The sequence below is a fragment of the Cohnella hashimotonis genome, assembly GCF_030014955.1.
Classification (GTDB): domain Bacteria; phylum Bacillota; class Bacilli; order Paenibacillales; family Paenibacillaceae; genus Cohnella; species Cohnella hashimotonis.
Window position 1 is genome coordinate 7,946,881 of record NZ_JAGRPV010000001.1, and the last position, 21,982, is coordinate 7,968,862.

Genomic DNA, 21,982 nt, shown 5'->3' on the forward strand with positions numbered 1-21,982 from the left:
TTTATGTCGTAAACGCTCCCTATAATGGGGGTTAGCAATAGCAGCAAGTATACAAAAATAGAAAAAACGGAGGGTTTCAATGAAAACGAAAGCGAGGAAAAGCATCAGTTCGATCGCGTTGGCCAGCCTTGTTCTTACGATGGTTACGGCATGCAGCGGCAACGGAAATGCAGGCAAGTCCGATGCGTCTGCCAGCCCTTCGCCGGCTTCCGGATCGTCTCCGGCGAGCGGCAGCGCGCAGCCTGTGGAGAAGGCCGATCCGTTCGGCAAGATCGATCCGCCGATCGAGGTTACCGCGGTACGCGCCGCCGCGCCGCTGAAGTTCGAGAACGGAGAGACGATCGAAAACAACGGTTGGACGAAGCTCTACGAGAACGAACTGGGGATCAAGATCAAATACCAGTGGATCTCCGACCAGTTCGAGCAGAAGATGAACGTCACGATGGTGTCGGGCAATCTCCCCGATCTGATGCCGCTGACCGGCGGGCAGTTCAAGCGGCTGGCCGAATCGGGCCAGCTGGCCGATCTGACGGAAGCGCTCGACAAATACGGCTCGGATACCGTCAAGGAAATCTACAAGAAAGATGGCGGGCTCGGCTTGCAGTCCGCGACCTACGACGGCAAACTGCTGGCGCTGCCTTGGCTTGGAAGCTACACCGATACTGCGCCGCTGCTGTGGATCCGCACCGATTGGTTGAAAAAGCTGAACCTGCCCGAGCCGAAGAGCATGGACGACGTGCTGAAAATCGCGGACGCGTTCGTCAACCAGGACCCGGACGGCAACGGCAAGAAAGACACGTACGGCCTGGCGGCGAACAAGGACCTGCTCACCGACCTGTTCGGTCTCGACGGCTTCTTTAACAGCTATCATGCGTATCCAAAAATTTGGATCAAGGACGCCTCCGGCAACATCGCGTACGGCAGCATCCAGCCGGAAATGAAAACGGCGCTGGCCAAACTGCAAGAGCTTTATAAGTCGGGGATCATTGACCGCGAGTTTGCCGTCAACAACACGGATAAAGTCGGCGAGGCGGCCAACGCGGGAAAATTGGGACTGACCTACTCCGTCCACTGGCTGCCGCTGTATTTGCAAGCCGGCAAAAACCAGGATCCCAATATGGAATGGAAGCCCTACCGGCTCCAGTCGATCGACGATCAGCCTGCGCAGCCGAGGGCCATCTATGCGATCAACACGTATTACGCCGTACGCAAAGGCATGGCGCATCCGGAGGCGATCGTGAAGCTGATGAACGCCGCCATGCGCATATGGCCGGAGGACAAGTATCCGGTGTCCGAGATCCAGGTGAACGGCGACGTGGAGAAGTGGAAGTACAGATTCGTCCACAACCAGAACCCGACGCAAAACCTGGACGCTTACAAGAGAGTCAACGAAGCCATCGAAAAAAACGACGAATCGGTGCTGGATCCCAATACGGGAGAGCCCAACGTATACAAAAACGTGAAGGCCTATCTCGGCGGCGATATGAACGGCTGGGGCTATAACGGCGTGTTCGGCTCGGAGGGCTCGCAATCGATCTACGCGCAGTACGAGAAAGAGAATGCCTATAAAATATCCGAATTTATGGGTTCCTCCACGCCGGCCATGACGGAAAAGGGCGTAACGCTCGACAAGCTTGAGCTCGATACCTACACCAAGATCATTATGGGAGAGGCGTCCGTCGATACGTTCGACGAATTCGTAGCCAATTGGAAGAAGCTCGGCGGCGACGAGGTTACGAAGGAAGTGGCGGCTTCGGTCAACAAATAAGCCGCGGTCGTTCAAAATCCTGCAAATGAAGCCGGGAGACGGTGGCCCAAGCGGCCCTTTCTCCCGCGCTTGCTTCAACCGACAGACAGGAGGTTCGTTGGTATGAACTTAAGGAAACGGCTGCGCGAGCTTCCCTTGCACGTCATGCTGCTGCCGGGTGTCGTTATCTTATTCGTCTACAGCTATATCCCCATGGTCGGAATCACGATTGCCTTCCAGAAGTTCGATCCGATCAAGGGCTTGTTCGGGTCCGAATGGACGGGAACGGACAACTTTCGATATGTGATACAGATGCCGGACATTGTGCAGGTACTGTGGAATACGGTGTTCATCGCCTCCATGAAAATCGCGGCCGGACTGATCGTCCCGATCATCGTCGCGCTGCTCCTCAATGAGCTGAAGAACCAGCTAGTCAAACGAGGCGTTCAAACGCTGATTTACCTGCCGCACTTTCTGTCCTGGGTCATCCTCGGCGGCATTCTGATCGACATTTTATCTCCTTCGCAGGGCATTGTCGCGCAATTGTTCAAAGCGATGGGCCTTGATCCGATTTTTTTCCTGGGCTCCAATCAGTGGTTCCCGTTCGTCATCGTCCTGTCGGATATTTGGAAGGAGTTCGGCTTCGGCACGATCGTGTTCTTGGCCGCGATCACGGGGATCAATCCCTCGCTGTACGAAGCGGCCATCATGGACGGCGCGTCGCATTGGCGCCAGACCTGGCATGTCACGCTGCCCGGCATGATGCCAATCATCGTGCTAATGGCGACATTAAGCCTCGGTAATGTCCTGAATGCCGGGTTCGACCAGATCTTTAACCTCTACGGACCCGTCGTCTACGAGAGCGGCGATATCCTCGATACTTTAATTTATCGGATGGGCCTGATCGACGCGCAGTTCGGCGTAGCGACCGCCATCGGGCTGCTGAAGTCGGTCGTCTCCACGATCCTCATTTCCGTTTCCTACTACATGGCGTACCGCATCGCCAATTACCGTATTTTCTGAGAAGGGAGTCGGACGCCTTGTATCGTCGGCTTTCGTTCGGGCGAAGGGCTTTCTTGACGGGAAACTATATCTTTCTTGTCGGCCTCTCCGTCCTTTGTCTGCTGCCGCTCATCCATGTGCTGGCCATTTCGTTCAGCTCCAGCTCTGCCGCGGCGGCCGGCCTGGTCAAGCTGTGGCCCGTCGATTTTACGCTCTCCTCTTACCGCTACATTTTGAAAAAACCGGAGTTCTTCGCCTCCTTCGGCGTCACGCTGGAACGGGTGGCGCTGGGGCTCAGCGTCAACATCGCGCTTTCGATTTTATGCGCTTATCCGTTGTCCAAGGAAATCAAGGACTTCAAGTACCGTACGGTCTATGCCTGGTACTTCATCTTTACAATTCTGTTCGGCGGCGGGCTTATTCCCTGGTACATGACGATTAATAAAACCGGGCTGATCGATTCGATCTGGGCGCTTGTCATTCCCGGGGCGGTACCGGTGTTCAACGTCATCCTGCTGCTCAACTTCTTCCGCGGCTTACCGAAGGAAATCGAGGAATCCGCTTTTATCGACGGCGCCGGTCACTGGCGGGTGCTGTGGACGATGTACGTTCCGTTGTCCATGCCTTCGCTGGCGACGATCTCCTTGTTCACGGTCGTCGGCCATTGGAACGCCTGGTTCGACGGGCTCATCCTGATGAACTTTCCGGAAAATTATCCGTTGTCGACGTATTTGCAGCTGATGGTCATCAACAGCAATCCGATGAAGCTGGACATGGCCAACATGAAGGATTTCGCCGAGATTTCCGACCGGACGACGCGCGCGTCGCAGATTTTCCTGGGCGCCTTGCCGATTTTGCTGGTGTACCCGTTTTTGCAAAAATATTTCGTGAAAGGCATCGTCCTGGGAAGCGTGAAGGGATGATGTCCAGGTGGGGGAGCTTGGCATGACACGAGTTGCGGTGATCGGTTACGGTCTTCAAATCAAGCGGCTGCTGGGCATTATGAAGCAGCAGGACGACAGCTGCGCGGTCGCGGCAATCGCGGATCCTCGCAGCGAGACGATCCGCGGCGAGATGATCGCGGAGGGGGCCGACGTCTCGGGCATCCGGTTCTATGCGGATGCGGACGAGATGCTGGACCACGGCCCCTACGATGGCGTCTGTATCGGCACCCGGTGCTCCTTGCACACGGAGATGGCGGTCAAGGTGCTGGCCAAAGGATGGCCGTTGTACGTGGAAAAGCCGATCTCGACGACGATGGCGGATCTGATCCGGCTGCGGGACGCGTACGAACGCTCGGCCAGGCCGCCTGTCGTGGTGTCTTTTCCGCTGCGGGTAACGCCGCATGTGCAGCTGGTCAAGTCGATCATCGATTCGGGCAAGATCGGCACGGTCGAGCATGTGCAGGCCGTAAACAACGTCGCGTACGGAGGCGTGTATTTCCACTATTGGTACAGGGACGAGCGGGAAACGCAGGGCTTGTTTTTGCAGAAGGCCACGCATGACCTGGACTATATCAGCTACGTATTGGGCGCCAATCCCCGGCAGGTTTGCGCGATGACCTCCAAGCGGATTTTCACCGGCAGCAAGCCTGCCGGACTGATGTGCAAAGATTGCGAGGACCAGGACACCTGCCAGGAAAGCCCGCAAAACCTGCGCAAAGCCGGAGAAGTGCCGATCGGCGATTACTGCTGCTTCGCGGTGGACACGGGCAACGAGGACTCGGGCAGCGTGATCATCCAATACGAGAGCGGCATGCACGTCAATTACTCGCAAAATTTCTTCGTTCGGAAAAAGGCAGGCGCAAGAGGCGCACGATTCATGGGCTATAAAGGCACGGTCGAATTCGACTGGCACAGCAGCGACGTCAAGGTCTACATGCATCATACGCCCGTCGTCGAAACGCACAGCATCGATCTGGCGGCGTTCTCCGGCGGCCACGGCGGCGGCGACGACGTGCTGATCGGCAATTTCATCGACATTATGAAGGGCAGAACGGCGGTCTCGATCTCCCCGATCGAAGCGGGACTGCTGAGCGCGTTGACCTGCCTGAAGGCGAAGGCGTCCGCGGAAACGGGAACCTTCCAGGCCGTAAGCTGGCCGGACAGATAAATAGATGGATAGATAGGAGGGGAAGGATCATATGGCGATTTTCAAGATAGAAGGCGGGCAGTTTCGGTTGGATGACAAGCCGCTGCGGATCTTGTCCGGCTCCATCCATTACTTCCGCGTGGTGCCCGAGTACTGGGAGGACCGGCTGCGAAAGCTGAAGGCGTGCGGGCTTAATACGGTGGAAACCTATGTAGCCTGGAACGTTCACGAACCGGAGGAAGGAAGGTTCGAGTTTGCCGGCATTGCGGACCTGGTTCGTTTTATCGAGCTTGCGGGTTCGCTGGACCTGCATGTTATGATCCGGCCGAGCCCCTATATTTGCGCGGAATGGGATTTCGGCGGGCTGCCGGCCTGGCTGCTGGCCGATCCCGCCATGCGGCTGCGTTGCTATCATCAGCCGTATCTCGATAAAGTGGACCGCTACTACGATCGGCTGATCCCGCTGCTGAAGCCGCTGCTGTGCACGAACGGCGGACCGATTATCGCGATACAGATCGAAAACGAGTACGGCAGCTACGGCGACGATACGGCGTACTTGCAGTATCTGGAGCGGGCGCTGTCGGAGAGAGGCGTGGACGTTCCGCTGTTCACCTCGGACGGTCCCGTCGATTTCCTGCTGCAGGGCGGCATGGTGCCGGGCGTGCTGGAGACGGTCAATTTCGGCGAGAAGCCCCGGGAAGCGTTCGAGATCCTGCGACAGTACCAGCAGGATCAGCCGCTCATGTGCACGGAGTTCTGGGACGGGCACTTCGACCATTGGGGAGAAAAGCACCATCGGCGGGACGCGAGGGAGATCGCGGAGCTGCTGGACGAGATGCTGAGCCTTGGCGCATCGGTCAATCTGTACATGTTTCACGGCGGCACGAACTTCGGCTTTTACAATGGGGCGAACATCATGGACGACGTCTATCTGCCGGACGTGACCAGCTACGATTATGACGCGCCGTTGAACGAAGCGGGCGAACCGACCGAGAAGTATTACGCGATTCGGGAGACGATCGCCAAGTATACGCAGGCGGAGCCGCCTGCATTGCCTGAGCCGATCCGCAAGCAGGCCTACGGCGAGGTGACGATGACGGAGCAGGTGTCGTTGTTCGATTCGCTGGCGCGATTGTCGACGCCGCAGTCGCGGACGTGTCCGGAGCCGATGGAGTCGCTGGGACAGGACTATGGCTTCATCCTCTATACGGCGCGCCTCTCCGGACCCCGGGAAGAAAACGAGCTGGTCCTTCAAGAGGTTCGCGACCGTGCGCTCGTCTTTTTCGACGGCGCGTATCTCGGGGTCATCGAGCGGGCCGACGGGGAAAAGCGAATTCGGCTCTCGGTTCCGGCAGGCGGGGGAGAGCTGCGCATTCTCGTAGAGAATATGGGCAGAACGAACTTCGGTCCGTACTTGTCGGATCGGAAAGGGATCACGGAGGGCGTCCGGTTCGGCAACCAGTATATTTACGGCTGGACCATTCACACGCTTCCGCTGCGTGACTTAAGCGGTCTGGCCTACGGCGGAGAGGTACGGAAGCAGGAGAGTCCTTCCTTTTACAGAGGCGCTTTTGAGGTCGAAGAACCGGCCGATACATTCCTGGCATTGAAAGGCTGGAGCAAAGGCGTCGCCTACGTGAACGGCTTCAATCTCGGACGGTACTGGCATATCGGTCCGCAGCAGACGCTGTATGTCCCCGCGCCGCTGCTCCGCAAAGGCAAGAACGAGCTGGTCCTGTTCGAGCTGCACGGCGCCGATGCGCCTGTCGCGCGTCTGACGGACGAAGCGATGCTAGGGTGACGGGGATGAAGCTGCACTATTCATTGGACGCAGCGATCGTGCTGGAGGCCGACCGGGGACCGGCAACGCTTGGCATGCTGAAGGATGCGGGCGTGAACACGGTCTGGCTGTACGGCTTTTTCTTCGGAAAGCTCTGGTCTCCTGTCGAGGAGATGGCGAAGGCGGCGGACCTGCTGCGGGCATACGGGTTTGAGGTGGGCGTGATCCAGCTGCCCGTCGGGCATCCGGGGAACGGGCTGAACCCCGATGACGAGTCGCTCGATCTGCGCCTGCCCGCGCATTGGTCCTACCGGCTGGACCAGGAGGGGCGGCCCGTCTATTATTGCGCGGCGATCGAGGACGCCATGATCGCGGATAATGTCCGGTCGATCCGGGAATTGAAAGCGGCGGGCTTCACGCAATTTTTCATGGACGACGATCTGCGATCGGGGTTATGGGGAGAGCGCATGAGCGGATGCTTCAGCGATCGGGCGATCGCCGGGTTCAACGCGGCTTATGCGCGGAACGTCGATCGGGCTGCGCTCGCGAGGGCGATGGACGACGCCGGCGAACAGCGGCTGGTCAAGGAATGGCTGGACTATCAATGCGAACGACTGACCGGCTTTATGGCGTCCATGGCCGCGGAGGAGGTTCGGGTCGGCCTGATGGTCATGCATCTGGGCGACGAGCGCCACGGCATCGACGTGGCGGCTGTCAAGAAGAGGATCCCGGACTGCCTGTTTCGCGTCGGGGAGTTTCACTTCGACGACCGCACCTTCGGCACGCCGGCGGGCAAGGCGAGCGAGTGGTTCAGTATGAGCTATCAGCTGGCTGCGATGGGCAGGGAGCACGCATTCAGCGAGACGACGGTTTTCCCCGCCAAGGCGCTAAGTCCGGCCAACCTGATTTTCAAAGCGAAGCTGGCGCTGATCGCCGGCATTCCCAATGTGCTGCTCATGAGCGGAACGTGGCTGATCACGGAAGAATACTGGCGGCTTCTCGCATCGGCGCTGCCGGAGCTGCACGCGCTGGAGGAACGCTGTTCGAGCGCGGAGCCGGCCTGCCCGATTCATGTGGCGTACGGCACCAAAGGGCATGCGGAGGCAGCGCGACCGTACACCCTTCCGATCCTCGCCGGACTGCCTGTGCGGCCGCTGCGTGCCGGCTCCGAGGAAGTTGAGGCGTTCGGGGGCGCGGATTGCCTGCTGTTCGTCGGCGATTACGAAGTGACGCCCGAGTGGGAGCGCCGGTTCGTTCAGTATAGAAAGGTGCTGATGGATCGCGCCGCCTGGCGACGGAACCGGGAAAAGGTCGAGGCGCTGGACAGCTGCAAGGTCGAGCTGCTGGATTATGCGGCCGGGGATCGGCCGGAGACAGCCGAGATTGAAGCGCTGCGCGCCAAGCTGCTGGCAGGCGGAGCGGCCGCTTATCCGATGCTGACAGCGGGCAGCGATATTTTGCTCGTCTGGCATCGGGAGGCGGCGCGGGTGCTGCTGGTCAATTTGACGGAAAAGCCGAATGCAGGGACGCTGGCGTATAAGGGGAAAGCGCGCGAGATTGCTTTGACGCCTTTGGAGATCATGGAGCTGTCCCTTATGAATACCGATGAAATCAGCTGACGAGTGGTATCTCTCGGTCAGCTTGGGAAGGTGAGGGCATGGCAAAGCTGCAGGCGGTCCACCTGAGATGCGAATATATGCGAAATCCGGTCGGGCTCGGCGCCGCGGCGCCGCGGCTCAGCTGGCGGCTCGCGTCGGACGGCTTCCATGTGATGCAGCGCGCATATCGAATTCAAGTATCCGGCGGGCTGGCGGGATTCGACGAAAAAGAGCTGGTCTGGGATACGGGCCGGGTGGATTCGGATCGCTCCGTGCTCGTCGATTACGGCGGCTTCCCGCTTCAGGCTCGCGGGCGCTATCGATTTCGCGTGAAGGTGTGGGACGCGGCCGGCCGCGAATCGGATTGGAGCGAGGCGGCGTCATGGGAAATGGGGCTGTTGTCTCCTGCCGACTGGTCCGCGTCGTGGATTACGCCGGACGACTCGAAGATTGATCCGCAGGCGGAGGAGATCTTCCTGCTGCGCAAGAGCTTCCGGGTACGCAGCGGCATCAGGCGGGCGACGGTTTACGTTACGGCGCTCGGACTTTACGAATTGGAGCTGAACGGCCGGCGCGTCGGCGACTGGCAGTTTACGCCCGGCTTCACGAGCTACCGCAACCGGCTGCAGGCGCAGGCCTTCGACGTGACGGAGCCGCTTCGCGCAGGCGAGCGCCACGCGATCGGCGCCATGCTCGCGGACGGCTGGTACAAGGGCAATCTGGCCTGGGAAAATCACCGGAACATTTTCGGAGACCGACGGGCGCTGCTGCTGCAGCTTCATGTCGATTATGAAGACGGAACGGCGGAGCGCATCGTAAGCGACGGCTCGTGGCGGGCGGCGACCGGACCGATTCTCATGTCCGAGCTGTACCATGGCGAGACGTACGACGCCCGTCTGGAGAAGACGGACTGGACGACGGCGGAATACGACGATGGAGGATGGGCGGCGGCAGTCGAGCTGCATCATCCGAAGGATATGCTGGTCATGCAGGAGAACGAGCCGGTCCGCGTCACGGAGCGGCTCAAGCCGATCGCGCTGCTGCGTACGCCGGCCGGCGAGACCGTCATCGACATGGGACAAAACATGGTCGGACGCATGCAGATGCGCCTGGACTTGCCGGAGGGAACGTCGATTGCGCTGCGGCATGCGGAGGTGTTGGACCGGGACGGCAACTTCTACGTTGGCAATCTTCGCCGTGCGCAGCAGAAGGTCAGTTATGTCTGCAAGGGCGGCGGGGAAACGTACGAGCCTTATTTTACGTTTCAGGGATTCCGCTATGTGAAAGTAGAAGGCTGGCCGGAAGACGTGCCGCTCGAGCTTGAACGCTTCGCCGGTCACGTCATCCACTCAGACATGGCACGGACGGGCACGTTCGAATGCTCGCATCCGCTCCTGAACCGGTTGCAGCAGAACATCGTGTGGGGGCAGCGCGGCAACTTCCTGGACATTCCGACGGATTGCCCGCAGCGGGACGAGCGGATCGGCTGGACCGGCGACGCGCAAGCGTTTATTCGGACGGCAGCGTTTAACTACTGCGTGGCGCCGTTTTTCTCCAAGTGGCTGCGCGATCTGAAGGCGGACCAGCGCGCCGATGGCGGAGTGCCGTTCGTCGTTCCGCATGTGCTGGGCGATGATGCCTATTCTTCCTCCGCATGGGGGGATGCGGCTGTCATATGTCCCTGGACGATTTATTTGTGCTATGGAGATACGCGCGTGCTGGAGGAGCAGTACGACAGCATGAAGGCGTGGGTCGAGTATATGCGGGCGCAAGGGGAAGATGAAGGTTTGTGGAATACCGGCTTTCATTACGGCGATTGGCTCGGCCTCGACGCGAAGGAAGGGAGCTACGTCGGGGCCACGCCGAAGGATCTGATCGCGACCTGCTTCTACGCTTATTCCACCGGCCTGTTCGTGAAGACTGCGCGGGCGCTGGGCCGCATGGAGGACGCGGAGGTCTACGGCGAGCTCTACCGGCGCATTGTCGCCGCCTTCGAGCGCGAATTCGTGACGCCGAGCGGACGGCTTGCCGCCCATACGCAGACCGCGCATGTACTGCCGCTCGCCTTCGGGCTCGTGGAAGGGCCGGTGCGCGCAAGGCTGGCGCGTACGCTGGCCGAGTACGTGGCCGAGCAGGAATTCCATCTGACGACGGGCTTCGTCGGCACGCCTTATTTATGCCAAGCGTTATCCGCGAACGGATACCATGCGCATGCTGTCAAGCTCGTGCAGCAGGAGGATTACCCGTCTTGGCTGTATTCAATCCACCGCGGCGCGACGACCATCTGGGAGCACTGGGACGGGATCAAGCCGGACGGCAGCTTCTGGAGCGACGACATGAACTCCTTCAACCATTATGCGTACGGCTCCGTCGGCGAGTGGCTGTACCGGTATGTCGCGGGGCTCGACGCGGACGAGGCGCAGCCGGGCTATAGGCGCATCGTTATAAGGCCGCGTCCGGACTCGGGACTGACCTATGCGAAGGCTTCTTATGAATCGGCTTACGGGATGGTCGCGAGCGGTTGGCGGTTGGCGGAGGACGAAGCCGTGACGTATGAGATTCAGCTGCCGGCGAATACGACGGCAGAGGCGCGGCTGCCGGTAGGAGCTGCGGAGCATGCGACGATTAACGGCGTCGCTGCAGGGCAGGCCGAAGGCGTGCTGTCTGTCAGGGAAGGGGATGGCGAGCTGACGCTTGAACTTGGCTCGGGCGCGTATACAGTCGTCGTTTCAAAGCTATAATGGAATATAATGGTGGAGCGCCGTTCGTCCATCATGCTATAATCTTCGCAAAGAGAAGCGGAGGGATCGCATTTGATGCGCAGCGGCAATCCAACTTTGAACGACAAGACTTTTGAAAGGCAGGGCCAGCGTTACGGACGGGATACGATGACGATCGACGGCACGGTGAACAAGGCGTTCATCATGCTTGTCCTGCTCATGGCGGGAGCGTTCGTCGCCTGGAACAACTACTTCGCCGGCGGCGACATCATTCCGTTCGCGATCGGCGGAGCGATCCTCGGATTCGTGCTGGCGCTGATCATCAGCTTCGTGCCGAAGACGGCGCCGTACCTTGCGCCCGTATATGCTGTAGCTGAGGGTGTTTTCCTAGGCGCAATATCGGCGAATTACGAATCGTACTACGACGGCATCACGCTGCAGGCCGCGCTGCTCACGATGGGTATCTTCATCGCGCTGCTGCTTGCTTACAAGACGCGGCTGATCAGGGCGACCGAGAACTTCAAGCTCGGCATTTTTGCGGCGACGGCGGGCATCGCGCTCGTGTACCTGCTTAGCTGGGTGCTGGGCATGTTCGGCGTGACGGTGCCTTACCTGCACGACAGCACCCCGATCGGCATCGGCATCTCCGTCTTCATTGTCATCATCGCGGCGCTCAATCTCGTGCTGGACTTCGACTTCATCGAGAACGGGGCTCAACAAGGCGCGCCCAAGTACATGGAATGGTACGGCGCGTTCGGTCTGCTGGTGACGTTGGTGTGGCTGTATCTGGAGATTATCCGGCTGCTGGCGAAGATTCGGAGCCGGGACTAGATTGCCCTTGCGCTCGAGTTTATGGGAAGGAAACGAATATGCAGGACATGACGAAAGCCCGCGCCGATGGCGCGGGCCTTTTGATGTCGAGGGTGACGGCGAGTTCGAGAATCTGTCGTGGCGGGCGTAATGGACGGGTGGAAATAGCTGTTATCGAATGCAGGTATGGTTGAAGGGGGCGGTAGGGGCAATCGACTGGAAGAAGGGGGTTGAAGGGGGAGAGGCGCTTTCGACTGGAAGAAGGGCGGGATGGGCGAGGGGCGCTGTTGTCTGGAAGAAGGGGGCGGTATGGGCGAGGGGCGCTGTTGTCTGGAGAAAGGAGGCGGTATGGGCGAGGGGCGCTGTTGTCTGGAGGAAGGAGGCGGTATGGGCGAGAGGCGCTATTGTCTGGAATAAGGTGGAGGTAGGAGCGAGAGGCGCTGTTGTCTGGCGTGCAGGGCGGTTAGGGGGAGATGCGTATGAACGTGCGTGTGGTGGAGTCCGGTCAAAAGTATGGGATAAGTGTTAAAAGGCAGCTAATTTGCTTGTACAAGTCTATACACAGACGATAAGTGTCAAAGAGCAGTTAATTCGTCCAGAATCGCAAGATCGCTGCTTGCGAGGCGAAAATAAATGCGTTTTGACACTTAATTTTGCTAAACGGCCTGCCATTGCTCAAGTAACTGCCTTTTAACACTTATTCCTCGGGCCGCCTATTCCTATGATCAACGGAGGATCTCACTACCCGCGCGACCCGCGCTCCGGCACCTCAAAGGAGACGGTCGTGCCTTGACCCGGCTGGCTGACGATGTGAAGCCCTTCGCCGTAAAGCCGCTTCAGCCGCCGGTTCGTATTGAACAGGCCGACGCCGCGGCGACCCGTGGCGGGCTGGGTCAGCGCCAGCCTCGCCTGTTCTTCGGTCATGCCGACGCCGTCGTCGCCGACCTCGATCCGGACCCCGCCGTCGGCGCGCAGGATGCGGATGCGCACCGTGCCGCCTTCGCTCTGGCGGAGCACGCCGTGCTTGACCGCGTTCTCGACGAGCGGCTGGATCGATAGGGGCGGAACGAACGGCTCCATGCCGGGTTCCGTTTCCCAGACGACCTGCAGCCTGCCGGGGAAACGCTCGCGCTCGATGAACAGATAAGCCTCGGTCAGCCCGATCTCATGGGACAGCACGACCAGCTCCTCGGTATTCAGCGAATCGAAGCTCATACGGAGAAACGAGGCAAAGGCATGGCCCAGCCCGCGCATGCGGTCGGGATCGGTCTCGCCAAGCGCGACGATCGAGTTGAGCGTATTGACGACGAAGTGCGGCTGGATCTGGGCCTGCAAATACGCGGCCTCCATGCGCAGACGCTCGCTTGCAGACCGCTTGAGCGCGACGAGCGCGCGAATGCGGTAGCGCAGCTCCGGGGCGTCCACCGGCTTGGCGACGTAGTCGCTTGCGCCGGCCTGGAACCCCGCGTAAATATCCGCAGGCTGACTGCGCGCGGTCAGGAGCAGGATCGGCAGCTCCGAGGCATCGTAGCGCGCTCTGACCGTCCGGGTCAGCTCGTAGCCGGACATGCGCGGCATCATCACGTCGGCGATGATCAGGTCCCACCGCCGGTCGCCCAGCATAGTGAGGGCCTCTTGCGCCGATCGCGCGTACGAGATGTCGTAGGGCTCACTCGAGAGGATGCCGGCGAGCACGCTCAGGTTCACCGGGTCGTCGTCGACCGCGAGGATGCGCGCACGCTCCTCCGGCGCCTCGAGCGCTGCGGCTTCGGTTGCGGCGGAGCCATGCGCATGCGGCCCGGGCCGACCGGCGGCGAACGCGGCGGAAGCCGGCTCGCCCGCCGATCCTGCAACAGCGCCCGGCTCGCGCGCAGCCCCATCCGCCGCAGGCTCGCCCGCAGTCTCTGCCGCCGCAGCCAGCTCGCCCCCAGCTCTCGCAGCAGCAGCCGGCTCGCCCGCAGTCTCGGCCTCCGCCGCCAATCCACCTGAAGCATTCGCAGCAGCAGCCAGCTCGCCTACATTTCCCGCAGCAGCCGGCTCGTCCGCCGCTCTCGTTGTGGCAGCCAACTCACCGCTGGCCTCCGCCGCCACTACCGCCACTCCTGCCTCCGCCGCCGGCAGATCAAACCTAAACACCGAGCCCGCGCCCGGCGCGGAGCGCACCGTTAGCGTGCCCCCTTGCATCTCCGCGAGCTGCCGGGAGATGCTGAGGCCGAGCCCGATGCCGTCGCCATGGTCGCCGGGACCTTGCTCGTAGCGCCGGAAGATGCGGTCCTGCGTCTCCTCGTTCATGCCGATGCCTGTATCGGACACCGAGACGAGGATGCGTCCGTCCCGGAGCTCGGCGGCGACGGAGACGTCGCCTTCATCTGTGAACTTCACGGCATTGTGCAGCAGGTTGTACAGGATCTGCACCACGCGCTGCTCATCCGCGAGGACGGCCGGCAGCGTCTCGGGGATGTCCGATTGCAGCCGGACGGTCTTGCTCTCAGCCAGGAAGCTGAGCATGTCCAGCACGCCCGGCACGATCGACTGGATGCGCATCGGCGCGATCCGCAGCTTAACCCCGCCGTCCTGCAGCCGGGCGACGTCGAGCAGATCGCCCAGCAGACGGGACATACGCCGGCTGACGCCGACGAGCAGGTCCATGTCCTTCAGCGAGCCGTCGCTAAGTCTGCCTCGCTCCCTGGCCATCACGTTTTCGGCGATATTCATAATGCCGTGCAGCGGCGTGCGCAGCTCGTGCGACGTGTTGGCAAGGAACTCGTCCTTCAGCTTGTCGGCCTTCCGCAGCCGCTCGTTCAGCATCGCGTTCTCGCGGGCGTTGCGGAAGTAGACCTGGAACCAGTAAGCGGAGAAGCCGATAATCGCCGCGATGACGTCGATCGGATAGTACATCGGCGTGATGCCTAATTCCGCGTTGAATACGCCCCCCACGACGCTGGACAGCACGGCCGAGCCGGATACCATCAGGAACACGGAGCCTTCGTCGCTGCGCTTGCGGACGAACATCCGGACGATGAGCCAGGCCAGCCTGACGAACGGCAGCAGATAGAAAACGCTGAATATGAAATAATGGCGTGAAGCGTAAACCCATGCGGCCGGTGCGATCATAACGAACGCCGTATAGGCGTACAGCGCGGCAGCGAAGATCCGGGAGCCCGCCTTCCAGGGCGGCTCCGGGAGGAATCGCTTGTATAGCTGGAGGATCAGATAAGACAGCCACATATAAGAGAGCAGCCGGATCTTCAGTCCCCATGCGAAGTCGATAGGCAGCCAGAGCAGAAGTAGGTTGTCGTGATCCGAGACAATGGTCAGGCCGGCGGCGAGCGTGAGCAGGCTGAAGAGCAGAAAGGTCCGGTCGCTCCGGTTGAGCACATACAGCGTGAAGGCATAGAAGCCGTGGAGCATCAACACGACGAAGGTGATCATCTGGAAGCCGATCGAATACCACCTGGCGAAGTCGATCGACGACTGCGAGCCGAACAGCACGGAGCGGGAGAAGCCTCCCTGGAAGGGCTGGTCGAAGTTGGATACCTGCACGAGCAGGTCGATCTCCGTCGCGCCGTCTCCGTCGTACGTCGATGTGTAGGAGATGCTCGAGGGCGCATAGGTCTCTTTGGTCGTGCCCACCCGGCCGATCGTCCCCTCCGAGAAGCCGTTCATGGACACGACGGATGCGGACTGAACGCGGTTGAGCCACGCCGTGACCGGCTTCCGGAGCGGATCGGTCAGAATGCGCAGCCGGTAAGTGCCATAGCCGTAGGAGGGCGCGCCTTCGTGAGCGTCCAAAGCGTTACGCCAGTCTCCGGGCACGCGAACAGGGCGGGACGCGTACGTCTCCGCCCTGGCTTCTTCCTCGGAGAGGAAGCGGGAAGGATAGAACAGCCATTCGCCGTCCAGCGCGAACGGGCGCGAGGCTTCCAGATCGACGCCGCGCAGATCGAGCACGCCGTCTTCGATGACGGGATGCGAGATCGGGAAAAAGAGATGGGTCCAGGACCATCTGAGGCCCAGAAGGACGGCGAAGAAAAGCGCGGCGACGGCGATATATTGGCGAGTGGATAGCGGTTTTCGTGTCATAACGTGCAAGATTCGACAAAGCCCCGCGAATCTCCTAGCGGCTGGCTTATTTTTTTGTTTCCAGCGGGAGCGTCACCGTGAACGTCGTCCGATCGCCGGGCGCGCTCTTGGCGGAGATCCGCCCGCGATGCTGCTCGACGATCGACTTGGCGATGGCGAGGCCGAGGCCGTAGCCGCCCTGCTTGCGCGAACGCGAGGCATCGGCGCGGTAGAAGCGGTCGAATATGCGGTCCACGTGCTCCGCGGGAATGCCCGCGCCGGTGTTTGAGACCGCAAGCTGGATCTGCTGATGCTGCTTGCGCAGCGTCAGCGCAATCTCGCCCCCCGGCTCATTGTACTTGACCGCGTTGTCCAGCAGGATCATGACGACTTGCTTGAGCTGCTCGGCGCTGCCGACGGCGGTCAGGCCGGGCTCGATGTCGTAAGCGAGCGCAAGATCCTGCTCGAAGATGACGGCCTCCATCGTCAGGAGCACGCCCTCCACGGCATCGCTGACGTCGAACGGCACGAAGATCGTCCGCGCGCGGGCATCCTCCATTTCGGTCAGATACAGCAGGTCGTTGGTCAGCGTCTTCATGCGCTCGGTCTCCGACTTGATATGGTGCAGCCACTTCGCCTGCGAGGCGATCGTATCGCCCTCGTTCGCGAGCAGCACGTCGGCGTTGGTGTTGATGACGGCGAGCGGCGTCTTCAGCTCATGGGAGGCGTCGGCGATGAACCGCTTCTGCTTGTCGAAGGCGTCGCGGACCGGCGCGATCGAGCGTCCCGCGAAATAACGGCTCGTGGCGTAGATGACGGCCAGCATGACGAGCGCGACCGCGGAGAAGGTGTACACGAGATTCGTGAGGATCTTCTGCTGGGCAGTCACATCCATATAGGAGACCGTGTAGCCCGACGGGCCGGGAGACACGCTGTACGCCCACCGCGTATCGCTTAGCGTGAAGCGTCCGCTGTCCACGGGCTTGGCCTTGGCTTTCTTCAAGGCAGCGGCATAGAATTCGTCGTCCATGTCGTACCGGGAATCCGTAGAGACGAGGCTCCATGCGTCGTCCGTCCGCAGTGCGAACGAGACAGAGCGCTCCGCAAACGGACCCATTCCGCCGTCGTCCATCTGCTGCGGAGGCCGGTTGCCGTCTTGCCCCTGCCGCGGCTTGCCGCCGTTTATACCGTCGCCCTTGTGGTAAAAGTCCGCCACGCGGTGCAGCTCCATGTTGATATCCCGGTTCGTATTCTGATACGTGATGACGTAGATGGACGTAAATGCGACCAGCATGATGATCGTGATGATGACCATGTTCATAAGAAGGAACCGATTGCGCAGCCGATTGAACATCAGTCCGCCGCCTCCAGTACGTACCCGACGCCCCGTATCGTGCTTATGCGCGCCGACGCGTTCAGAAAGGTCAGTTTTTTCCGCAAAAAGGAGATGTAGACCTCAACATTGTTGTGCTCCGCGTCCGAATCGAAGCCCCACAGCTTCTCGATGATCTGCTCCTTGCTCGTCACCGCCTGCCGGCGCGCGATCAGCAGCTCCAGCAGCTCGCTTTCCTTTAAGATCAGCTTGAGCTCCTTGCCCTTGCACGACAGCTTGAGCGTCGACGTGTTGAGCTCGAGGTCGCCGAACCGCAGCCCGTCGTCCGGGATGACGGCCTCGCCCTTGCGTCGCAGCGCCGCCCGGATCCGCGCCAGCAGCTCGCCCGTAACGAACGGCTTGGCGATATAGTCGTCGGCCCCGTAGTCGAGCCCCGCGATCTTGTCGTCAGTCTCTCCCTTTGCGGTGAGCATGATGACGGGCGTCTGCACGCCTTGTTCGCGGAGCGTCCGCAGCACCTCGATGCCGTCCATTTCAGGAAGCATGATATCGAGCAGCAGCAGGTCGTATATGCCGCTTAGCGCGTTGTCCAGCCCCGACTGCCCGTCGTGCGCGATGTCTACGGAATAGCGGTTTTTGCGAAGAATCTGCGAGAGCGCCTCCGCCAGATGCACCTCGTCTTCTACGATGAGTATCCTCATGGTCGTCCGAACCCCTTCGTCTATCGTCTTGCCCTTAATTGTAGGGAGAAAACCTTTAATCAACCTTAATCGTACCACTGCGGGGCGCCGGACAAGAAGTTTTTACACTGCGTTTACAATTTAAGATTCGTTAAAGGTTCCGCAACTAAGCTTGAGTCATGGAAGGGCGAGGCAGTCGCCGACAAGGAAGGGAGCGCGGGCGCATGGCGATCGAAGTTTTCAACCGCTACGAAAACAAATATCTGATGGACACGAAAGCCTTCTACGGCATCTACAACCGCCTGACGGAATACATGGACCTCGACGCGTACAACAAGAACGACAAGTTTTACTCGATCAGCAACCTTTATTACGATACCCCGCAGCACACGTTGATCCGCACGAGCCTCTCGAAGCCGAAGTACCGGGAAAAGCTGCGGATCCGGGCTTACGGCGTGCCGGAGCCGGACGCGAAGGTGTACCTGGAGCTGAAAAAGAAGGTGTTCGGCCTCGTGAACAAGCGCCGGACGTCGCTGAGGCTCGGCGAAGCGTACGAATTCGTCCGGACGGGCCGGCCGCCGGCCTTCCGCGAGGGGATGAACAAGCAGGTGATCGCGGAGATCGAGTATTTCCTGTCGCGGTACGAGCTGGTGCCGATGACGTATCTGGCGTACGACCGGATCGCGATGTTCGCGAAGGACGGCAGGGATCTGCGGATTACGTTCGATACGAACATCCGGTCGCGGCGGCACGATCTGGCGCTGGAAGCCGGCGACTACGGCGAGCAGCTGATGGAGAAGGGCCAGTGGCTGATGGAAGTGAAGGCGGAGAAGACGGTGCCGGTGTGGCTGTCGAAGCTGCTGTCGGAGCTGTCGATGTACCGGACGGGCTTCAGCAAGTACGGAAACGAATATAAGAAATCGATCCGCTATGCGGGCAAGGTACCGGAGCTGTACGCAGCGGGCGCTGGCGGGATGGATGCCGACACGATGGAACGGACGCAAATGGAAAGGGAGAGAATTTTGCTATGATCGACTCGATCTTCACGACGGTTGCCGCCGACACGGAGCTGACCTTGACGCATGCGCTGCTCACCTTCGGGATCGCCATCCTGCTGGGCGGCGTCATCAGCTTTACTTATATGAAAACGCAGGTCGCTTACTCCCCGAGCTTCACGCTCACGATGATGGTCCTGCCCACGATCGTCGCGATCATCATCCTTCTGATCGGCAGCAACATCGCCCGGGCATTCAGCCTGGCGGGCGCCTTCTCGATCATCCGGTTCCGAAGCGCGCCGGGGGATTCGAAGGATATCTCCTACGTGCTGTTCTCGATGGCGGCGGGCCTGGCCTGCGGCGTCGGCGCATACGGCTACGCGGCGCTGTTCACGGTGTGCCTGTGCATCCTGATGTTCGTGCTCAAGGCAGCGAACTTCGGCACGAACAAGGCGCAGACCAAGCTGCTGAAGGTCACGATTCCCGAGAATCTGGGCTATGAGGAAGCGTTCGATGAAATTTTCCGGAAGTTCGGCGTCGGCTACGAGTTGAAAAAGGTACGAACGACGGAGCTCGGCAGTCTGTATGAGCTCGTGTATGCGGTCCAGATCGGGCCGCAGACCAGTCAGAAGGAGCTGCTGGACGCAGTTCGTACACGCAATGGCAATCTGGATATCACGCTGACGATGAACCCGGTCGTGCAGGAGTATTGATTGGTTCGATTGAGGCGCAAGACGATATGCATCACCATCATAACCGAGAAGAGGGAATCCTATGAAGCATTCGCATCAAGCAAAAGCAATCGCCATCGCGCTGTTCGCCGCCATGCTGGCAGCAGGCTGCAGCGCCAAGTCGTCGGATGCGGCCGGCGCCGCGTCCGCGAGCACGGTCCAGACGGCAGCCGCATCGTCCGCATCGTCCGCGTCGTCGGGGACGGGGATCACGCTGGCCAGCGTGAACCTGGACGACAAAGTGACGTTTGATGAAGCCGACACGACGGCGACGTGGACGGCGGACGGGGCGACGACGATCGCGCTGGACGGCGGCGCGGCGACCGTGGCCGGATCGGGCGCGACGGCCCAGGGCGGCGCGGTGAAGATCACGGCCGCGGGCACGTACGTGCTGAGCGGTACGCTTGACGACGGGCAGATCGTCGTCGAGGCGGGAGACAGCGATGTCGTGCGTCTGGTGCTGAACGGCGCGGATATTACGAACAAGAACGGCACGGCTATTTATGTGAAGTCGGCCGACAAGACGGTCGTGACGCTTGCGGAAGATACGGAGAATACGGTCACCGACGGCACGACCTACGCGGATACTTCCGAGGAAGCGCCGACGGCCGCGCTGTTCAGCAAGGACGACCTGACGATCAACGGCACAGGCAAGCTGACCGTCGCTGGCAACGTAAACGACGGCATTACCGCCAAAGACGATCTGAAAATCGTGAGCGGCACGATCGCGGTCAAGTCGGCGGACGACGGACTGATCGGAAAGGACCTTGTCGCGATCAAGGACGGCGACATCACGATCGACGCGGGCGGCGACGGCATCAAGTCGACCAATGATAAGGACGCGGACAAGGGCTTCGTGGCGATCGCGAACGGCACGTTCAAGATCACGTCCGCGAACGACGGGATTCAGGCGGAGACGGCGCTGCTGGTGGCGGACGGCACGTTCGACATCGTGTCGGGCGGCGGCGCGGCGAATTCGATGAAGACGCATGCGGAGGACGGGCCGGGCGGGTTTGGCGGCGGTGGCTTCGGCGGCGGTCCGGGCAACTGGCAAGGTGGAGACGGTCAGATGCCGCAGCCTCCGGCGGACGGACAGATGCCTGCGGACGGACAGCAGCCGCCGGCGCCGCCGACGGACGGACAAGGACCGGGCTCTAGCGGCGTGACCGATCCGGCGCAAACGCCGCCTGCAGGCGGCGCGACGGCTTCGGCGACGGCCTCGGGAGATACGGGTTCGGCTACGGGAAGTACAGATTCGGCTACGACGGCTCCGGGCTCGACCGATCTGAGCGGGAACGATGCGGACGAGACGGCAGCGACGGCGACGGAAGAGGCGGAATCGACGAGCGCCAAGGGCTTGAAGGCGGGCGGCGATCTGGCCATCGCAGGCGGCACGTTCGCCATCGATGCTGGGGACGATGCGATTCACAGCAATGCCAACATCGGCATCTCGGGCGGCACGTTCAGCCTGTCGACCGGCGATGACGGGATTCACGGCGACACGACGCTCACCATCGCAGGCGGCAAGGTCGACATTACGAAGAGCTACGAAGGCATCGAGAGCGCGAGCATCACGATCGCAGGCGGCGAGACGCACGTCACGTCCAGCGACGACGGCGTGAACGGATCCGCGGGCACAGGCGAAGCGCTGCTCACGATCTCCGGCGGCTACATCTACGTGGATGCGGGCGGCGACGGTCTCGACTCCAACGGCTCGGTCGTCATGACCGGCGGTACGGCGATCGTCAACGGTCCGACGAACGCGGGCAACGGTCCGCTGGACTATGACGGCACGTTCGAGCAATCCGGCGGCACGCTGATCGCGGCCGGCGCAGCGGGCATGGCGCAAGCGCCGTCCGAGGACTCGTCCCAGGTATCGCTGCTCATGACGTTCCCGGGCACGCTTGAAGCGGGCACGCTGGTCACGCTGACGGATAGCGCCGGAAATGCGGTCGCGACCTTCGCGCCGGTCAAGTCGTTCCAGACGCTCGTTTACTCCTCTCCAGAGCTGAAGTCCGGCGAGAGCTACACGATCTCGACGGGCGGCACGTCCGGCGGCACGCCGAAGGACGGCCTCTACACCGGCGGCGGCACGGCCGGCACGACCAAGGTCGTCACGTTCGAGCTCGGCGACAAGACGACCTATGTCAATGAGTCCGGCATCACGACCGGAGGCGGCGAAATGGGCGGCATGGGCGGCGGTCGCGGCGGCTTCGGCGGCGGCCGGGGCATGGGCGGTCAAGGCAGGGACGGTGCAAGCGGGACGAACGGTTCGACTAGCGGCTCGAACAGCACGAGTGGCACGAGCGGCACCGGCGGCACCGGCGGAAGCGGCACGAACAGCACCGGAAGCGGGACGAACAGCACCGGAAGCGGCACGACCAACTCGACGAGCGGCGGCTCCGCCGGCGCCAGCACCTAAAATTTGAAGTA

Annotated in this window: 14 protein-coding genes; 11 read left to right on the top strand and 3 right to left on the bottom strand. The window is 61.1% G+C overall.

Annotated features, from left to right (window positions below):
* The first annotated feature begins 79 nt into the window (after window positions 1–79).
* The 8 genes from KB449_RS31750 to KB449_RS31785 all read left to right on the top strand — a co-directional run bounded on the left by KB449_RS31750 (window position 80) and on the right by KB449_RS31785 (window position 11,769).
* Window positions 80–1,768, top strand: coding sequence for an extracellular solute-binding protein (locus KB449_RS31750; protein ID WP_282912168.1), 1,689 nt, complete (start codon window positions 80–82; stop codon window positions 1,766–1,768).
* Window positions 1,769–1,870: 102 nt separating this feature from the next.
* A complete protein-coding gene (locus KB449_RS31755) occupies window positions 1,871–2,770 on the top strand; it encodes an ABC transporter permease (RefSeq protein WP_282912169.1) in 900 nt (299 codons plus the stop codon).
* Window positions 2,771–2,787: 17 nt separating this feature from the next.
* Window positions 2,788–3,672: a carbohydrate ABC transporter permease gene (locus tag KB449_RS31760; protein ID WP_434082537.1), complete on the top strand. Its 885-nt coding sequence runs from the start codon at window positions 2,788–2,790 to the stop codon at window positions 3,670–3,672.
* 22 nt (window positions 3,673–3,694) lie between these two features.
* The gene (locus KB449_RS31765) at window positions 3,695–4,861 is read left to right on the top strand and encodes a Gfo/Idh/MocA family protein (RefSeq protein ID WP_282912171.1); all 1,167 of its coding nucleotides are present in this window, start codon (window positions 3,695–3,697) and stop codon (window positions 4,859–4,861) included.
* Window positions 4,862–4,892: 31 nt separating this feature from the next.
* The gene (locus KB449_RS31770) at window positions 4,893–6,641 is read left to right on the top strand and encodes a glycoside hydrolase family 35 protein (RefSeq protein ID WP_282912172.1); all 1,749 of its coding nucleotides are present in this window, start codon (window positions 4,893–4,895) and stop codon (window positions 6,639–6,641) included.
* Window positions 6,642–6,646: 5 nt separating this feature from the next.
* Window positions 6,647–8,239, top strand: coding sequence for a hypothetical protein (locus KB449_RS31775; RefSeq protein WP_282912173.1), 1,593 nt, complete (start codon window positions 6,647–6,649; stop codon window positions 8,237–8,239).
* Between the two features lie 38 nt (window positions 8,240–8,277).
* Window positions 8,278–10,959 carry an alpha-L-rhamnosidase gene (locus KB449_RS31780; protein ID WP_282912174.1) on the top strand — a complete coding sequence of 894 codons (2,682 nt, stop codon included), beginning with the start codon at window positions 8,278–8,280 and terminating at the stop codon, window positions 10,957–10,959.
* Between the two features lie 75 nt (window positions 10,960–11,034).
* Window positions 11,035–11,769 (top strand): Bax inhibitor-1/YccA family protein, encoded by a 735-nt coding sequence (locus KB449_RS31785; RefSeq protein WP_282912175.1) that lies wholly within the window; start codon window positions 11,035–11,037, stop codon window positions 11,767–11,769.
* Between the two features lie 720 nt (window positions 11,770–12,489).
* Here KB449_RS31785 and KB449_RS31790 read toward each other — a convergent pair.
* From KB449_RS31790 to KB449_RS31800, 3 genes are read right to left on the bottom strand one after another with little or no spacing between them, the layout of a single operon-like run.
* Window positions 12,490–15,831 carry an ATP-binding protein gene (locus KB449_RS31790; protein WP_282912176.1) on the bottom strand — a complete coding sequence of 1,114 codons (3,342 nt, stop codon included), beginning with the start codon at window positions 15,829–15,831 and terminating at the stop codon, window positions 12,490–12,492.
* 46 nt (window positions 15,832–15,877) lie between these two features.
* Window positions 15,878–17,164 carry a sensor histidine kinase gene (locus KB449_RS31795; RefSeq protein ID WP_282912177.1) on the bottom strand — a complete coding sequence of 429 codons (1,287 nt, stop codon included), beginning with the start codon at window positions 17,162–17,164 and terminating at the stop codon, window positions 15,878–15,880.
* Window positions 17,164–17,844, bottom strand: a complete 681-nt coding sequence (locus tag KB449_RS31800; RefSeq protein WP_282912178.1) for a response regulator transcription factor — start codon at window positions 17,842–17,844, stop codon at window positions 17,164–17,166. Before KB449_RS31800 ends, KB449_RS31795 begins: the two co-directional genes overlap by 1 nt.
* A 203-nt stretch (window positions 17,845–18,047) precedes the next feature.
* On the opposite strand from KB449_RS31800, the gene KB449_RS31805 reads away from it, so the two are divergent.
* From KB449_RS31805 to KB449_RS31815, 3 genes are all read left to right on the top strand, one after another.
* Entirely contained in the window at window positions 18,048–18,854 is an 807-nt protein-coding gene (locus tag KB449_RS31805; protein WP_282912179.1) for a polyphosphate polymerase domain-containing protein, read from the top strand.
* A complete protein-coding gene (locus KB449_RS31810) occupies window positions 18,851–19,531 on the top strand; it encodes a DUF4956 domain-containing protein (protein ID WP_282912180.1) in 681 nt (226 codons plus the stop codon). Before KB449_RS31805 ends, KB449_RS31810 begins: the two co-directional genes overlap by 4 nt.
* A gap of 61 nt (window positions 19,532–19,592) precedes the next feature.
* Entirely contained in the window at window positions 19,593–21,971 is a 2,379-nt protein-coding gene (locus KB449_RS31815; RefSeq protein WP_282912181.1) for a carbohydrate-binding domain-containing protein, read from the top strand.
* The last annotated feature ends 11 nt before the right edge of the window (window positions 21,972–21,982 follow it).

Coding starts and splice junctions, on each gene's coding strand:
- KB449_RS31750 (WP_282912168.1), top strand. CDS start 80: ATGAAAACGAAAGCGAGGAAAAGCATCAGTTCGATCGCGTTGGCCAGC.
- KB449_RS31815 (WP_282912181.1), top strand. CDS start 19,593: ATGAAGCATTCGCATCAAGCAAAAGCAATCGCCATCGCGCTGTTCGCC.
- KB449_RS31800 (WP_282912178.1), bottom strand. CDS start 17,844: ATGAGGATACTCATCGTAGAAGACGAGGTGCATCTGGCGGAGGCGCTC.
- KB449_RS31810 (WP_282912180.1), top strand. CDS start 18,851: ATGATCGACTCGATCTTCACGACGGTTGCCGCCGACACGGAGCTGACC.
- KB449_RS31775 (WP_282912173.1), top strand. CDS start 6,647: ATGAAGCTGCACTATTCATTGGACGCAGCGATCGTGCTGGAGGCCGAC.
- KB449_RS31765 (WP_282912171.1), top strand. CDS start 3,695: ATGACACGAGTTGCGGTGATCGGTTACGGTCTTCAAATCAAGCGGCTG.
- KB449_RS31805 (WP_282912179.1), top strand. CDS start 18,048: ATGGCGATCGAAGTTTTCAACCGCTACGAAAACAAATATCTGATGGAC.
- KB449_RS31780 (WP_282912174.1), top strand. CDS start 8,278: ATGGCAAAGCTGCAGGCGGTCCACCTGAGATGCGAATATATGCGAAAT.
- KB449_RS31785 (WP_282912175.1), top strand. CDS start 11,035: ATGCGCAGCGGCAATCCAACTTTGAACGACAAGACTTTTGAAAGGCAG.
- KB449_RS31755 (WP_282912169.1), top strand. CDS start 1,871: ATGAACTTAAGGAAACGGCTGCGCGAGCTTCCCTTGCACGTCATGCTG.
- KB449_RS31795 (WP_282912177.1), bottom strand. CDS start 17,164: ATGTTCAATCGGCTGCGCAATCGGTTCCTTCTTATGAACATGGTCATC.
- KB449_RS31790 (WP_282912176.1), bottom strand. CDS start 15,831: ATGACACGAAAACCGCTATCCACTCGCCAATATATCGCCGTCGCCGCG.
- KB449_RS31770 (WP_282912172.1), top strand. CDS start 4,893: ATGGCGATTTTCAAGATAGAAGGCGGGCAGTTTCGGTTGGATGACAAG.